At 70.5% G+C, this 15364-nt stretch carries 13 protein-coding genes; 7 read left to right on the top strand and 6 right to left on the bottom strand.

The annotated features are described in order from the left end of the window. Nucleotides 1-71: 71 nt before the first annotated feature. Nucleotides 72-1982 carry a response regulator gene (locus WMF39_RS03995; RefSeq protein WP_437744220.1) on the bottom strand — a complete coding sequence of 637 codons (1911 nt, stop codon included), beginning with the start codon at nucleotides 1980-1982 and terminating at the stop codon, nucleotides 72-74. Between the two features lie 317 nt (nucleotides 1983-2299). Between WMF39_RS03995 and WMF39_RS03990 the strand changes: the two genes are divergently transcribed. From WMF39_RS03990 to WMF39_RS03970, 5 genes are all read left to right on the top strand, one after another. Then, nucleotides 2300-3229: an RNA ligase family protein gene (locus tag WMF39_RS03990; RefSeq protein WP_437744219.1), complete on the top strand. Its 930-nt coding sequence runs from the start codon at nucleotides 2300-2302 to the stop codon at nucleotides 3227-3229. Nucleotides 3230-3306: 77 nt separating this feature from the next. Further along, nucleotides 3307-4515 carry an aminoglycoside phosphotransferase family protein gene (locus tag WMF39_RS03985; protein ID WP_437744218.1) on the top strand — a complete coding sequence of 403 codons (1209 nt, stop codon included), beginning with the start codon at nucleotides 3307-3309 and terminating at the stop codon, nucleotides 4513-4515. 43 nt (nucleotides 4516-4558) lie between these two features. Continuing rightward, nucleotides 4559-4861 carry a hypothetical protein gene (locus tag WMF39_RS03980; protein ID WP_437744217.1) on the top strand — a complete coding sequence of 101 codons (303 nt, stop codon included), beginning with the start codon at nucleotides 4559-4561 and terminating at the stop codon, nucleotides 4859-4861. A gap of 250 nt (nucleotides 4862-5111) precedes the next feature. Continuing rightward, complete coding sequence (locus WMF39_RS03975; RefSeq protein WP_437744216.1) at nucleotides 5112-5696, top strand: protoglobin domain-containing protein; 585 nt, start codon at nucleotides 5112-5114, stop codon at nucleotides 5694-5696. 277 nt (nucleotides 5697-5973) lie between these two features. Beyond that, nucleotides 5974-7125 (top strand): cytochrome P450, encoded by a 1152-nt coding sequence (locus WMF39_RS03970; RefSeq protein ID WP_437744215.1) that lies wholly within the window; start codon nucleotides 5974-5976, stop codon nucleotides 7123-7125. On the opposite strand, the gene WMF39_RS03965 is transcribed toward WMF39_RS03970, so the two are convergent. Further along, complete coding sequence (locus WMF39_RS03965) at nucleotides 7097-8170, bottom strand: trypsin-like serine peptidase (protein WP_437744214.1); 1074 nt, start codon at nucleotides 8168-8170, stop codon at nucleotides 7097-7099. The two genes, WMF39_RS03970 and WMF39_RS03965, sit on opposite strands and share 29 nt — an antisense overlap. Before the next feature lie 832 nt (nucleotides 8171-9002). Here WMF39_RS03965 and WMF39_RS03960 point away from each other — a divergent pair. Further along, nucleotides 9003-10550, top strand: a complete 1548-nt coding sequence (locus WMF39_RS03960; protein WP_437744213.1) for a hypothetical protein — start codon at nucleotides 9003-9005, stop codon at nucleotides 10548-10550. 123 nt (nucleotides 10551-10673) lie between these two features. Here the strand turns inward: WMF39_RS03960 and WMF39_RS03955 are convergent, their stop codons facing one another. Then, nucleotides 10674-11126 carry a hypothetical protein gene (locus WMF39_RS03955; RefSeq protein ID WP_437744212.1) on the bottom strand — a complete coding sequence of 151 codons (453 nt, stop codon included), beginning with the start codon at nucleotides 11124-11126 and terminating at the stop codon, nucleotides 10674-10676. Nucleotides 11127-11425: 299 nt separating this feature from the next. Between WMF39_RS03955 and WMF39_RS03950 the strand changes: the two genes are divergently transcribed. Further along, complete coding sequence (locus WMF39_RS03950; RefSeq protein ID WP_437744211.1) at nucleotides 11426-11902, top strand: VOC family protein; 477 nt, start codon at nucleotides 11426-11428, stop codon at nucleotides 11900-11902. Nucleotides 11903-11956: 54 nt separating this feature from the next. Here WMF39_RS03950 and WMF39_RS03945 read toward each other — a convergent pair whose 3' ends face one another. The 3 genes from WMF39_RS03945 to WMF39_RS03935 form a co-directional block, all read right to left on the bottom strand. Beyond that, on the bottom strand, nucleotides 11957-13258 hold the full coding sequence (locus WMF39_RS03945) for an aminotransferase class V-fold PLP-dependent enzyme (RefSeq protein ID WP_437744210.1): 1302 nt from the start codon (nucleotides 13256-13258) through the stop codon (nucleotides 11957-11959). A 138-nt stretch (nucleotides 13259-13396) separates the two neighbouring features. Next, complete coding sequence (locus tag WMF39_RS03940; protein WP_437744209.1) at nucleotides 13397-14434, bottom strand: NADP(H)-dependent aldo-keto reductase; 1038 nt, start codon at nucleotides 14432-14434, stop codon at nucleotides 13397-13399. Between the two features lie 220 nt (nucleotides 14435-14654). Then, the gene (locus WMF39_RS03935; RefSeq protein WP_437744208.1) at nucleotides 14655-15353 is read right to left on the bottom strand and encodes a hypothetical protein; all 699 of its coding nucleotides are present in this window, start codon (nucleotides 15351-15353) and stop codon (nucleotides 14655-14657) included. Between the last annotated feature and the right edge of the window lie 11 nt (nucleotides 15354-15364).

The following is a 15364-nucleotide window of genomic DNA, read 5'->3' as shown; positions in this document are numbered from 1 at the left end:
CTTCCTGACCTGCGCCGATTCCCCCCTTCCTGACCTGCGCCGATTCCCCCCTTCCCCGCCCCGGCCCGCCGCTACATCCTCTCGGGCTCTGCCGCTCTCGCCTCCAGCAGCGCATCGATCCGCCGGAGCAGCTCCGCCGGGTCGATCGGCTTCGGCAGGACGCGTCCCCCGTGGGCCGAGAGGAACCGCCTGCTCACCTCGCTCGTGCCCCCTCCGGTCATGAACAGCACCCGGTCGACGAGCGCCGGCAGCTCCGCCTCGAGCCACTCGTGGAGCTCTATCCCCGTGCCCTCCTGCATCACGATATCGCAGAGCACGACATCGAAGTTTGCGTCCAGCTGGAGCGTCCTCTGGGCCTCTCTGCCCGAGCGCGCGCAAACGACCTCGTGCGACGCCTCGAGGAGCCCGCGCAGCGCGCGCAGGAGGAGGGGCTCGTCGTCCACGATGAGGATCCGGGCGCGCCGCGCCGGCTCCTCATCCCGCGCGGGCGCAGGCGGCGCGCGGCGAGGGGTGAGCTCGGCGCTCGACCAGGCGGGCAGCCGGACGCGGACGCAGGTGCCGACGCCGGCCTCGCTGCTGACGCCGATGGTGCCGCCGCACGACTCGACGATGTTGCGGCAGATCGCGAGTCCGAGCCCCGTCCCCTCCCCCGCGCGCTTCGTGGTGAAGAACGGCTCGAACAGCCTGTGCATGTGCTCTTCGGGCACGCCGCAGCCGGAGTCCACGATCTCCGCGACGACCTCCCGGCCCTGATCGCGGGTCCGCACCTCGACGATGTTTTCGGCGACGCGCCCCTCCCGGATCGACTGCGCCGCGTTGATGAGCAGGTTGACGAACACCTGCGTCAGGCGCCCCTCCGCGCCGCTCACGGGCGCGACCGAGGCGAGCTCACGCACGACCCGCGCGCGGTGCTTCATCTGGGGATGCACGATGTTGAGCGCGCTCTCGATCACCGCGTTGACGTCGGTCGGCCCGATCGCCTCGTTCGCCTCCGCGCGCGCGAACACCCCGAGATCCCCGACGATGTCCACCACCCGCGCAGCGCCGTGGCGGGCGTCCGCGAGCGGCTGGGCGAGGTGCTCGGTGGCGACGCCCTTGTCGGCAAGCCGCCGCACCTCGCGGGCGAGCAGCTCGAGGTTGGCCACCACGTACGCGAGAGGATTGTTGATCTCGTGGGCCACGCCCGCCGCGAGCTGGCCGACCGCGGCCAGCCGCTCGCTGCGCTCGAGCCGCGACCTCAGCTCCTCGGCCCGGCGCCGCCCGGTCACGTCGCGCAGGAGCGCCATGCGCGAGGGGCGCCCCTGCCAGTCCACGCCGACCCAGCGAACGTCGAGGGCGACCTGCTGCCCTCCGATCTCCAGGCTCGTCTCGCCGGCGCAGAGCGCCGCCGGGCAGCCCCGCCCGGCGACGGGGCGCCCGTCGCCCAGCAGCGACTCTGCAGCGGGGTTCGCGAAGAGCACCGTCCCGGAGGGATCCAGCACGATCACCCCATCGGCGCTCCGGGCGATGAGCTGGTGCAGGTTGGCCTCGTTCTCGCGGGCTTCGGCCATCGCCCGCGCGAGCTGCGTCAGGAGCTGCTGGCGGCTGACCGCATAGCGGATGGCTCGCCACAACGTGTCCGCGTCGAGGCCCCGCTTCACGAGGTAATCCTGCACCGAGGCGCCGAGCGCGCGCTCCGCGAGGCGGACGTCGTCATGGCCCGTCAGCACGACGATGGGCACATGGGGGTCCACCGCCCGCACCCGCTCGACCACCTCGAGGCCCTCGCCATCGGGCAAGGAGAGGTCGAGGAGGACGACATCCCACCCCTCGTTCACGCGCGCGAGCCCGGCGGCGAGCGTCTCCGCGTGCGCGAGCTCGGCGCGCTGCCACGGCACGGCGTCGAGGTGGCTTTGCACGACGGAGGCCGCGATGGCGCTGTCCTCGATCAGCAGGAGGCGAAAGCAAGGCGCAGGCGGCGCCCGGCTGGGTTCAGCGGACATGGTGACCCCCTGATGGCTAAGGAACTCCAACGCTTTCCCGGAATCAAGCGCCTCGCGCCCTCGCCGCCCTCGCCGCGCCGGCGGCTCGCAGCGCGGGCGGAGCGGGGATTGCCGCGCTCCTCCGCGGCGGACGACGCAACGCACCATCCCGGCGTCGGTGGTGGTGGTCAACTTTGCCCGAGAAAGATCCCAGGGAGACGGGGAGACCGGGAGATTCATTGAGTTTTTTCTCCTGCCTCCCCGCCTCCCTGTCCAAATTCGACCAGCACGCCGGCGTCCGCGGACCGGCCGCGCCATCGGCGCTATCGTCGCCGGAAATGGAGTTCCTCCCCTTCCCGAAGATGCCGTGCCTCGGCGCGAGCGACGCTCCGACCTGGGTCGCGCTCGAGAAGATCCACGGCGCGCAGCTCGTGATCGGCGTCGACGCGGCCGGCGTCCATTTCGGCAAGCGCAAGGCGTGGCTCCGGGACGAGGACCCCTTCTTCGGCTGGCAGCTGCTCCGCGCGTCGCTCCGGGACGCCGCCCGCGCGGCGTACGCGGCGGTCGGCGCGGCGCGGCTCGTCCTCTACGGCGAGCTCTTCGGCGGCGGCTACCCGCATCCGGACGTGCCCTCGGGCGGCGTGAGCGCGGTGCAGACCGGGGTCTGGTACGCGCCCGACCTGCGGTGGGCGCCCTTCGAGCTCCGCGCGGTCGACGGCGGCGAGGACGCCTTCCTGGCCTGGAGCGAGGCGGCCCCGGTCGCCGCCGCGGCCGGGCTCATGATGCCCCCGCTGCTCGCCCGGGGGCGCAAGGCGGAGATCGCCGCCGTGCCCGAGCGCTTCCCGTCGCGCGTCGCGTCCGCCCTGGGGCTGCCGCCCCTCGGCCCGGAGAACCTCGCGGAGGGCCTGGTGGCCAAGCCCGACGTCCGCATGCCGGCCGGGGCCTACATGGCCTTGAAGCGCAAGATCGCCGAGATGCGCGAGGACCGCTTCGACGAGAGCGCGCCGTGGGACCCGGAGCGCCCGGTCGACCTCGCGACGCTGATCCGCTGGGGGGAGCGGCTCGTGAACGGCCCGCGCCTCGCGTCCGCCGCGTCGAAGGTGGGGCGCCACGATCGGGCGGCCGTCGACGAGGAGGCGGCCCTCGACGTGCTCGTGGACCTCGAGGCGGCGTTCCCCGGCGCGATGCGCGCCCTCTCGCCCGAGGACGGCGAGGCGCTGGAGCGCGCCGTCAGGGCCGCGGTCGCGGGACAGCCGCGCTCGACGTGAGCGGCGCTCGGACGTCTTTCGTACGGCGGCCGAGCACCCGCGCGCGAGCGACGCCGCCTCTTCGCTATCCTCGCTCGATGCTGCCCCACCCGCCGCGCGTCGTTCGGCTCGTCCTCCTCACCGCGAGCGGTGAGCTCCTGGGCGCGCTGCCGCCCTATCCGGTCGCGACGCCGTGGTGGCAGGACGCGCAGGCGGTCGTCCTGGGTGCCCGCGAGCGCTTCGGCCTCCAGGTGACGGTCCTCCGGATGCTCGCCGCCGAGCTCCCGGCCCCCCACGGCGGGGCGGTCACCTACCTCGCGAAGGCGGAGCCCGACGCGCCGCCGCCCGGCGTCGAGCCCTGGCGCGGAGCGCTCGACGACCACCCGCTCCGGCAGCCGTGGGCGCGGCCGGGCGGGCCTGCAGACGACCTCGCGTGGGCGGACGCCGTCCTGCGCGATCGGGGCCTCGCGCGGACGGCGCCCGCCGAGCAGATGCGGTCGTGGAACCTGTCGAGTCTGTGGCGGCTCCGTGCTGGCGACCAGACGGTCTGGCTGAAGCACGTCCCTCCGTTCTTCGGGCACGAGGGGGCTGTGATCGCGCGGCTCGCGGGCGGGCCCGTGCCGGCGCTCTTCGACCACGACGGCCGGCGGATCCTGATGCCCGAGATCCCGGGCGAGGATCTCTACGAGGCCGATCTGCCGGTCCGGGAGCGGTTGATCTCGCTGCTTGTCGGGCTGCAGCGCGACGCGAGCCGGCAGGTCGGCGAGCTCCTTTCGCTGGGGCTGCCGGACTGGCGTGCGCCGGCCATGACCCGGCTCATCGCGGACGTGGTGACCCGGACGCCCGACCTGTCCGCCCGCGATCGGGCGACCCTCGACAGCTTCGTCGATGGCCTGCCCGAGCGCTTCGCTCGCCTGGCCGAGGCCGGGCTGCCCGACACGCTGGTTCACGGCGACTTCCACGTCGGCAATGCCCGCGGCGACGCGACGTCGGCCGTCCTGCTGGACTGGGGCGACAGCGGCGTCGGGCATCCGCTGCTCGATCAGCCAGCGTTCCTCGACGGGGCCCCGCCCGGCGCGGTCGAGCCGCTCCGGAGCTCCTGGAGCCGCGCGTGGCGCGCCGCGATCCCGGGCTCCGACCCCGAGCGCGCCGCCGAGCTGCTCGCGCCCGTCGCCGCGGCCCGCCAGGCGATCATCTACCGCAAGTTCCTCGACAACATCGAGCCGTCGGAGCACCCCTACCACGCGAGAGATCCCGTGGCGTGGCTCGCGCGGACAGCCGCGGTGGTGCGCTCTCGATCCTGCTAGCTAGGTGAGCACCGCTGCCACCTAGCTCTCGGACGTATCGACGTTGCCCGACGCCATCGTGTCCGCGGTGGGACCGCTCTCGGCGCTGGAGCAAGAGGCGTTCCTGGCTGGCGTCGTGAAGATCATCCGGTCCTTGCAGCTCAGCGGGCATATCCCGGTGAGCCGCATGTGCGTCACCTGCAAGTACTTCCGGCCGAACGCGCATGAAGGGGCGCTGCCCCACCACTGTGCTTTCGTCGACGCGCCGATGGCGGGCCGACACCTGAGGATCGATTGCGGCGAACACGAGCAGGCTGAAGAGCAGCAGCGCGAAGACGCGTGGAGGCGCTTCGTCCAGCCCGAGTAGAGCGGTGCTCATCCCCGCGAGATGAGGGGATAGCTTTCCCGAGGCCTGTCACTGGCTCCTCGCTCCGGGCCTGCGCTCCCGCGATCTCGGAGCGCAGCCGGCTCGCGCGCCGGCGCTGTCGTGAGGAATCGAGGCCGAGCTTCGGCGGAGCGACCTACCGGCCCGTCGCCGTCGCGACGACCGGTTCGACGTCCCGAGCGCGTCGCTCGGGGTGAGCGCGGGGTATTGCCCGCAGAAGGAGTGGACGATCATGACCATCCATGGATACACGGTTGGAACACACGCCGTCGCGAAGTCCCCGGTTCTGCCAGCCGACTTCGAGGACATGAAGAAGAGCGCCCTCTTCGGGGAAGAAGACGTGAAGTACCTGCGCCTCTCGCACGACGTCGTGAAGGATCAGGTCGAGCAGATCCTCGATGTCTGGTACGGCTTCATCGGCGCGAACCCGCACCTGCTCGCGTCCTTCACCGGCAAGGCCGACGGCAAGCCGCTCGGCGACTACCTCGGTGGGGTCCGCAAGCGCTTCGGCCAGTGGATCCTCGACACCGCGCGCGCGGAGTACGACCAGAAGTGGCTCGACTACCAGCACGAGATCGGCCTCCGCCACCACCGCATCAAGAAGAACAAGACGGACGGGGCGCCGTCGACCGACCTGGTGCCCTTTCGCGACCTCTTCGTGCTCATCTTCCCGGTGACGTTCACCCTGAAGCCGTTCCTCGCCAGGAAGGGCCACTCCGCCGAGGAGGTCGAGAGGATGCACGCGGCGTGGGTCAAATCCTGCCTGCTGCAGGTGACGCTGTGGAGCTACCCCTACGTGAAGGAGGGAGACTTCTGACGCGCTGGCCGCCCTGCGCCGCTGCGCGTGCTCTGCGCCGCGCCTCGAGGCGCCCGGAACCCCTCTGCGCATCGGGCGCCGTCCCGATGGAGTCTGTGGACCAGCACCCCATCGCCCGCTCGCTGGTGTGGTAGACAGGGGTCTGGATTTCCTCGCTCAGGGGTGAGCTATGGCCCGTGCCTTCCCGTTTTTCTCGCCGGAAATGCAGCAGGACCCGTATCCGCGGTATGCGCAGGCGCGCGCGGAGGAGCCGATTTTCTTCAGTGACGATCTGGGCATGTGGGTGGCCGCTCGCCAGGCGGATGTCGCCGCCATCCTCCGCGACACGGACCGATTCTCGTCGCGGCTCACCACGATGAGCGTCAAGGAGCCGCCGCCCGAGGTCGTGGCCGTCCTGCGAAGGGGGTTCCCGCGGACCACCTCGATCATCCACCTCGACCCACCGGAGCACACCTCGGTCCGGCGGAAGATGAACGCCGCGTTCGGCGCCGAGCGAATTGCCTCCCTGGAGGGCGCCATCTCCACGCTGGCGGACCAGCTGGTGGCCTTGTTCGAGGCGGAAGGTCGGGCAGATCTCATGGCGCGCTTCTGCGGCCCGCTGCCTGTGGCGGTCATCGCGGGCATCCTGGGTGTCTCGCCGACCGACGCCGGCAGGTTCGGTCAATGGGCAGATGACGCGGCGCGCCTGCTCATGAGCGGTCACCTGCCGACCGACGCATGGGTGAGAGCGGCCGAGAGCTTCGTCACCATGCAGCATCACCTCGCGGGGCTCCTCTCTGCGCGGAGGAGCGCGCCGGCCGACAACCTCCTCTCCGTCCTCGTCCAGGCGGCCACGGACCCGAGCGGTCAGCTCGATATGGCCAAGGCGGTCAGTTATGCGACCGCGTTCGTGTTCGCGGGCCACAAGACCACAACGGACCTGCTCGGCAACGCCGTGCATCTCTTGCTCCTGCACCCTGACACGCTCGCGGCGCTCGTGCGCGATCCGTCCCTCGCCGCCGCCGTCGTGGAGGAGACCCTCCGCCGGGACTGCCCGGTCCCCGGGACGACCCGTGTCGCCAATGTCGACGTGACGATCGGAGACGTCACGATCCCCAAGGGGGCGCGCGTCTTCGTGCTCCTGGGCTCTGCCAACCACGATGAGGCCGTCGTTGAAGCCCCCGCGAGGTTCGAGCCCGGGCGCCCCGACGGGGGCGAGCACCTCGGGTTTGGCCGCGGTGTGCACTTCTGTCTCGGCGCGCCCCTCGCGCGGCTCCAGGGGCGTGTGGCGCTCTCCACGCTCACGCAGCGCTTGCCGGGCCTCCACCTCGCGAGCGATCGGCCGGTGCAGTTCCGGCAAGTCACCATGTTCCGAGGCCCCGTGTCCCTCGATGTCGCCTGGGACGCCAAGGGTCAGGGCACTACGGGAACTGCGCGCGGACCGAGTTGAAGTAACTGACGAGCGTGTCCGTGACACGCGGGCCCAGCCCGCCCGTGTTGGCGACCACACCGTTCGATATCGACGTGGAGATCACGTAGGGGCCGCCGGCAGCCGGAGCGTAGCTGAAGACGCCGGCGCCGCTCACGCCTTCCGAATTGTCGACCCTGTGGCTGAGCCGAGATTTCGCATTGAGAAACGGCCAGTCGGCGAGCGGCTCGGAGACGACTGGGCCCGGGTTCTGGCCCTCTCCGGCGCCTCCGAAGAGCACGCCGTCCGTGCAACCCGGCGGACTCTGCGCCATTCCACAGCCGGGAAACCCCCAAAGATGATGAGCCCAGGACTGGACGACCGCATCATTCGAGTGCGCTGCGTAGCCGAGGTAGCCCGGATGACTTCCGCCGAAGGGCGAGGGCCAAAGTATCAGAATGACCCAATCATGCGCGTTGCATTCCCACGTGGGATTGACCGGACAGTTCCGGGTCACCCACGCCGTCGGGTAGGCGTAGGTTTGAGCTCCGACCACGCCGTATGGCGGAGCAGGACTCGTCGTGTCTTGCCGCGGGACGATGCGAGGCCAATCGATACCTCCAGCCGAATCGACGGTCCCGTGCGCGTTCGTGATGACGATCCTGGCCCCGATCATCGTCCCGGAGCCAGCGCCATGGTTGTTTGTCACACGCACCATCGTCGTTTGGGGCCAGGCGGTCGCCGGATAAAAGGCGCTGATCCTGAAATCGAGTCGATTGTCTGCCGGCCCGACGATCGACTGCGTCCCCAAGCTGGGCGGCCTCAGCTCTTCTTCGGCCGCGACCGGCGCCACATCGCCCGTGGGCCTCCCCGCGCGACCGTCGTACCCGAGCTTTCTCGCATAGTCGGCAGCGACCTTGAGGCCTTCGAGGGTCTGGACGACCTGATATTCCTCGCCTGTTTCCCCGTTGCCAACAATGACGGAGAACTCATCGTCCTTGACCGGCTGGAGGAGCCGTTTGTGGGCTTCGTGCGCTGCTACCTTTTCTGCATCTCCAGAATGGTCATACGGGTACTCGGGCGCCATGGCGGCCTTGCCCTGCGGTGGCTCCAGTGGCACCGACGCCGGCGCCGTCGGGATCTTTCGTAAGAAGACCTGCCTTCTGCCGGTGTCAAGCGGTGAGTCATACGCCGCGCCCTGCGAGGACGGCCAAGGCCGTGACTCCTCCGGTCCCGGCGGCTGTGCTCCTTCGGAGCAAGCAGCCAGCATCCCCGCCGTCAATACCGTGAATGAAACCCTCGAATGCACCGTTCGTGCGCGCGCCCCTGGCCTCTGCATCTTGCGCGTCCTCCTAGCCAATCCTCCCAAGCGGAAGCGGCAGCTTGATGGCGACGCTACACCATTCCCTCTCACGCATGTAAGGATTTCGCGCGCTCACGTGCGACCGCCGAGCGCAATCAGCGGCGCTGAGCCAGGAAAGACACCGCTCGAATGAAACCATCACAGAATGAGCACATTTTTCTTTCACGAAGCCCGTTGAAGAAGGCTCCTTGGAGCTCCGGCACCGAAGCGAATCACAGGCGGAGCTCTGCGAGCATCCGCAACATGTCGCGCGCCTCGATCGGGTCGCGCCGGTCCGGGCCGGTCACGTGGCGCAGCAGGCTGAGCGGCTCAGGATGGGGGATACGTCGAGATGAGGGCAAGCAGGCGCTGAGCCGCGCGCCCATGCCTGTGAACCAGTCCGAGACGGCGAGGTCGGGACGACCGTCGCCGTTCAGGTTTGCTGCCGCGGCCGACGGGGCGCGCTGCCACCCTCTCCTGCCGCGGTGGCGGAGAGTGTGAAGTGGTCTGTCAAGCCAGGACAGGTGGCGCAGTTGGGGATTGACATCTCCGAGGCGTTCGGATCTCATCTTCGCGCATGATGCGCGAAAAATTCGGGCACGGCGGAGGATGGGGCGCCAGGCGCGAGCTGGCTCTCATTCTGGGGCTCGTCCTCGTCGCGGCCTGCGGACAGAAGGTGCGAACGTTCGAGTCGTCGTCGAGCTCGAGCGACGTGGGCGGCGGCGGTCGTGCGGGCAGCGGCGGCGGCGGCGGCACGACAGGCGGTGACGGGGCAGGCGGCGACGGCGCGGGCGGCGACGGGACCGGGGGCGACGGGAGCGGAGGCGAAGCCCCCCCGCCCCACTGGGATACGTTCGAGCGCATCGGTCATGACGATCTCGCCAATCAGGTCTCGAATTTCCTTCCCCAAGTCGCGGTCTCGGCCAACGGCGACGCGCTGCTCGTGTTTTATGATCAGGACACCGTCTGGGCGCGCCGCTATATCAAGAAGAGCGACAGCTGGGACCCGCTGCTGCAGATCAACGACGCGGCCACGAGGGGCGTGAACGCCAGGGTTGCCATCGACGCCGGTGGCAACGGGGTGGTCGTCTGGTATTCGTCCTCGGTGGGCGGCGCCGTGTTCGGCAAGCGGTTCACGGCATCGCTCGGATGGCCCGCCGGGTGGGGCACGGTCGAGACGATCGCCGAGGGCACCTCGGGGGTCTCCAAACATTCGACGACGGTCGCGATGACCCCCGCCGGCCATATCGCCGTGGGGATCGACGTGAACACCGCCGACACCTCGGCGCGTGAGGGATACCTGGCCATTTACGAGGGCGGGCAGGGCTGGCAGACACCGGTGAAGGTGTCGGGGAGCACGACCAGCTGCAACGGCACGGCTGTCGGCGTCTCGACCGTGGGCACGACGCTGCGCGCGGTGGCAGCGTGGTACCAGTCGGACGGCGGGCGTCTCAACGTGCTGGGCAACGTGGTTACGTACGATCTGACGACGCACAAGGGCAGCGCGGCAGGCCCGAAGCCGCTGGAGGCGGACGACACGCTCGACCATTTGAGCCCACGCGTCGTGATGGACGGCAACGGGGACGCGATGGTCGTCTTCCTCCAGCGCGACTCGACCTCCTCGGTGTCGCACGTGATCGCCAATTCCTATTCAGGGGGCGTGTGGGCCGGAGCCACCGGCGTGGATACCGCGGGCCAACGAGCGACTGACTACTCCGTCGCGATGAACGCGGAGGGTGACGGGGGCGTGGTGTTCCGTCAGTGCGGCGCCGGCTGCGCGATCTGGGCGCGGCGCTTCTCGGGGACGACGCTCCAGCCAGCCGACAAGCTCTCGGCCGACGAAGATAGTGTGAGCGGTCCCGAGATCGCCGTGGATGGGGCCGGGCGGGCGCTCGCGGTGTGGACCCAGAAAGCCGCCGCCCTCCGGTCGATCTTTGCCAGCGAGCTCTCGCCCGCGCAGGGATGGACGGAGGCCCACGCGCTGGAGGACGACAACGCCGCCGAACACGGGGAGCCGACGGTGGGCTTCGGCGCGAACGGGACGGGGATCGCGGCGTGGGTGCGCGAGACGACGACGAACGAGATCATGCGTCGCTCGATCTTCGCCGATGTTTACAAATACTGAGGACAGCGCTGGGCGCCCGCTCCACGAACAGCTGAGTCCAGGCGTCCCCGGTCCTGGTGGGCCCTCAGCGGGGCTCTAAGAGCTTTTACGCGCTCATCCGCAGGCCGGCGCACGCAGAGGGGCTCAGGGCGGGGGCACGTTGATCAGGCGGGCCGCGCACCGGCCGCCCTGGCAGAGGCAGCCGCCGCCGCAATCCATCGTTCCGGGCCGGCACTCCTGCGTGCACATCAGGCCGCGATCACACGTCGGCGCGGTGGCCTTTGCGATGCACGCGGCCGCGTGGCACGCGCACACTGGCACACAGTCTGCGTCGCTCTTGCAGGGATCGCTGCCCACGACGATCCTCTCCCCTGTCGGGGCGGCCGCCGGCGGCGCGGCGGGCTCTTCCGCCGGCGGCGCGGCGGGCTCTTCCGCCGGAGGCGCGTTCGTGCCGGGAGGCGCGTTCGCGCCAGGAGGCGCGTTCGTGCCGGGAGGCGCGTTCATGCCGGGAGGCTCATGCGCGGACGCCCTGCACGCAGCGCTGCAGAGCCCCGCGGCCAGGATGACCCCCATCGACCCATCGAGGATGTGTCTCATGCGCGTGCTCTCTCACGGATCGCCACGGCGTTCCACCCGGCCCGCGAGCTCATCGTCGCCCGGCGCCGCCCCGGGGCGGCGGCCGGCGGACCACGGCGGCCGCCCGGCGGGCTGCCGCCCCGCCCCCCTCGGCCGCCCCGGCGACCCGGGAGCCCGGCCGCCCCGGTGGGTCGAAAAAAAATCGTCGGCCCCATGTCGAGCCGGCGCACCGTGCTCCGACATCCAGGCAAAGCGCGGTCGCGGTGACCGCGCCGCCCTCACCTCACCGCCGGGCCCGACCCCGGCCAGGAGCCCCGATCATGACCACCTCGCAGAAGATCAAGACGTGCCTCTGGTTCAGCAACAACGCCGAGGAGGCGGTGCAGTACTACCTGTCCATCTTCAAGGGCTCACGGATCCTCTCCGAGCTCCGCTCGGGAGACGCCGGTCCGGGGCCCAAGGGCTCGCTCGTGATGGCCGAGTTCGAGCTGAACGGCCAGCGGCTCATGGCCCTGAACGGCGCCCACCAGAAGTTCAACGAGACGTTCTCGCTCGTCGTCACCTGCGAGACGCAGGAGGAGGTCGACGAGCTCTGGAGCAAGCTCACGGCCGACGGCGGCGCCGAGAGCCAGTGCGGGTGGCTCAAGGACAGGTTCGGCGTGTCCTGGCAGATCGTCCCGTCCGTCTTGATCCGGCTCATCCAGCACCCGGACCCGGCCAAGGCGGGGCGGGTCATGCAGGCGATGATGCAGATGAGGAAGATCGACATCGCTCGAATCGAGGAGGCCGCCCGATAGGCGCCCTCGTCCGGCCCACCAGAGGTCCGGCCATGGCTCGCCGGACCGGGCCCCTCACGCGAGCGCGCGGATCGCGCGCAGCACCGCCTCGACGTCCGCCTCGGAATTGAGCAGGCTCGGCGCGACGCGGACATACGAGGTCGCGTACGGCGACGTCGACGCGATGATCTTCCTCTCGCGGAGCCTCCCCACGACGGCCTCCGGCGTCATCCCCGCCACCTCGAAGCACACGATCCCCGCAGAGAGCGCGTCGTCGAGCGGCGTGTGCAGGGTGACATGGCCCATCCCCTTGAGCCCTTCCTTGCACTGCCGGTTCAAGGCGTGGGTCCGGGCCGCGACCCTGGCCTTGCCGATGCCCCGGTGGAACGCGAACGCCGCGGGCAGCGCCCACCGGTGCTCGAAGGAGTGGAACCCTCCGGGAGACATCATGTCCGCGGTCGTGGGCGGCGGCGGCTGCTGCCGGAGCCAGGCTTCGTATGCAGCCCTTCCGAAGGGCGGGATGCTCGGGCGCAGCATCGGCCAGAGCTCCCGCCTGCCCCAGAGCACGCCAGTGCCCCGCGGCCCGAACATCCATTTGTGACAGCCCGCGGCGAAGAAATCGCAGCCGAGATCGGCCATCGTGGCGTCCTCGACCCCGAAGCCGTGCACGCCGTCCACACAGCAGACGACGCGCTTCCCCGGCGCCCGGCCCTGGTTCGCCCTGGCGACGACCTCGGCGATGGCGCGCACAGGCGTCTTCACGCCCGAGCTCGAGTGGACCCACGTGATCGCCACGACCCGCGTGGCCGGGGTGAGCGCCGCCTCGATCGCCCCCGCCATCTCCGTCGCCGTCGCGGCGCTGCCCCTCGCATAGAGCGCGATCTTCCGCACCACCGCGCCGGTCCGCTCCGCGGCGAGCCGGAGCGACTCGTGCGTGGAATAGTGATCGTGCTCCGTCGTGAGCACCTCGTCGCCGGCCTCGAGCGGCAGGCCGAGGTACAACGACGCGAGCCCCATCGTGGTGCTGTCCGTGAGCGCGATCTCCTCGGCCCCGGCGCCCATGTACGCCGCCGCCGCCTCCCGCACCGGCGCCGGATCCTCGCGCGCGTGGAGCGCGTCCACCGGGTTCTCGTCGAGCTCCCTCCGCAGCCGCTCGATCGCCTCGCGGACGGGCCGCGGGTGCGAGGCGAGCAGGAAGGCCGTCATGTGGATCCACGCCGGCGACAGATCGAACTCGTCCCGAACGCTCTGCCACGGATCGGCCGGCGCCTTCCGGCGAGCGCTCGCGGTCGTCATCGCCCCCGAGCCCGCACAGCCCGTGGCGCCCATCAGCAGCAGGCCAGCGAGCAGGCTCCGCCTGGGTAGCTTGGTCGTCATCTGATCCCCCCTCCGTGCCGGCGCGGCGGCTGCCCGCCGGCGCCGCAGCATCGCTCGCCCGGGAGCGCCGCGCTCCCGCGAACCGAGGGGGTCGGACCGCGCCGCCCCGGGCGAGCGGCGCCGCCGGGGCCGGCGAGATCAGGGCGCCGGGTTCGGGTACCGGGCGTGGATCTGCTCGATCTCGGCGAGCACCTCCGCGCCGAGCACCACGCCCGCGCTCTTCACGTTCTCCTCGAGCTGCTCGAGCGTGGTCGCCCCGAGGATGGTGCTCGCCACGAACCAGCGGCTGCGCACGAAGGCGAGCGCGAGCGACGCCGGGCTCAGGCCGTGGGCGCGCGCGAGCTTGACGTAGGCCTGCACCGCCTCGTCCACGTTGGGCTTCCTGTAGCGCTGGCCGAAGGTCTCGAACCGGGCGAAGCGCGAGCCCGGCGGCGGCCCGCCCAGGTGCTTGCCCGTGAGCAGGCCGAACGCGAGCGGGCTATAGGCGAGCAGCGGCACGTCCTCGCGACGCGAGGCCTCCGCGAGCGCGGAGTCGAACGTGCGGTTGACGAGGCTGTAGGCGTTCTGGATCGACACCGGCCTGGGGAGCCCGAGCTGCGCCGCGACGCGGCTCCACTGCGCCACCCCCCAGGCGGTCTCGTTGCTGAGCCCGAAATACCGGACCTTGCCGTCGCGGATCACCTCCGCGAGCGCCGCGAGCTGCTCGGCGATCGGCGTGCTCGAGCGCTCGTTCGCCGGATCGTAGGCGGTCGCGCCGAACTGAGGCACGTACCGATCGGGCCAGTGGATCTGGTAGAGATCGACGTAATCGGTCCTGAGGCGCCGCAGGCTGTCCTCGACCGCGCGCCGGACGTTGGCGCGGTTGATCGCGAGGGAGCCGCCGCGGACCCACGGGATCGGGCGGCCCGGCCCCGCGATCTTCGTCGCGACGATCACCTTGTCGCGCGGCCGCTGGCTCAGCCACTCGCCCACGTAGCTCTCCGTGCGCCCCTGCGTCTCGGCGCGGGTCGGCACCGGATACATCTCGGCCGCGTCGATGAAGTTGATCCCCGCGTCGAACGCGTAGTCGAGCTGCGCTCTGGCGTCCTCGAGCGTGTTCTGCTCGCCGAACGTCATCGTCCCAAGGCAGAGCTCCGAGACCCGGAGCTCGCTGTCACCCAGCTGTCGGTAGTGCATGGCTGTCCCGTCCGTTGGATGCCCAGTACCACGGGGCAGCGCCGACGTCCACCATAACGGACAACATTTCTTTTATAACGGACCAACGCATCTCCGCGCTCGACCGCGCCCGGAGACCTGGAGCTCGCCTCCCGCGGCGGGGGTCCCCGGTCGCTGCCGCCTCGCAGAGGAGAGTCCTCTCGCCGAGGAGCGGCGTCTCCGGAGGCGGCCTTGCGAGGGATCAGGGCATTCCCAAGCAGTAGCGAGGTCCTTCGAAGCTTCGTATGGATTCACCATCCTCGCTGACGTTGAGCGTGAAGTAGCTATAGGCGGACCCCTCCTCGCATTGCGCTCCGTACTCTTGCGGACCAGCCGTCGTTCCGCCCATGGGATCGAGCCATTGTTCGACGCTGGGCGTCGACGATTTCCATACCTCAGGCGTCGAACAACCAAGCTGGACCTGGTACACATGCTCCGCGTCGTACGTATACCTGAACGCCACGACATTCCTGGGGTAGTCGCAGAATTTGGAGACGTGCGAGCCCGTCATGCTGCCGGTCACGGGGCCGGCATCGTACCCGTCCCCGGTGTGACCGTCGCTCTGAAAGTCGGCGCAATGAAGGACGAACCCGTTGAGCCACGCGTCACCCCAGACGCGGGCGCCCACGGCAACCCCCTCGCCGGGCACGCACTCTTGGACCATCACGTCGCCGCCCATTGCGCCGCCGCCCGTGCCACCCCCCGCTTCGCCTCCGCCGCCCCCGGCGCCGCCCGCCTCGCCGCCTCCCGCTTCGGCGCCGCCGCCGCCGGCGCCGCCGCTTCCGCCAGCTCCTCCAGCGGCCTCACCGTTGAACTCGAGTGTTCCTACCCCCGAGACCAGCGTGCATCCCGCGGTCGCGGCGAATCCTGCGACCAGAACACCCATCCTCGCAATTCGCATGCGTTGCATAT

The sequence above is a fragment of the Sorangium sp. So ce1504 genome, assembly GCF_051521635.1.
Taxonomy (GTDB): Bacteria; Myxococcota_A; Polyangia; order Polyangiales; family Polyangiaceae; genus Sorangium; species Sorangium cellulosum_B.
The sequence above is the reverse complement of the archived record's forward strand: the minus strand, read 5'-3'. Positions and strand labels throughout refer to the sequence as shown.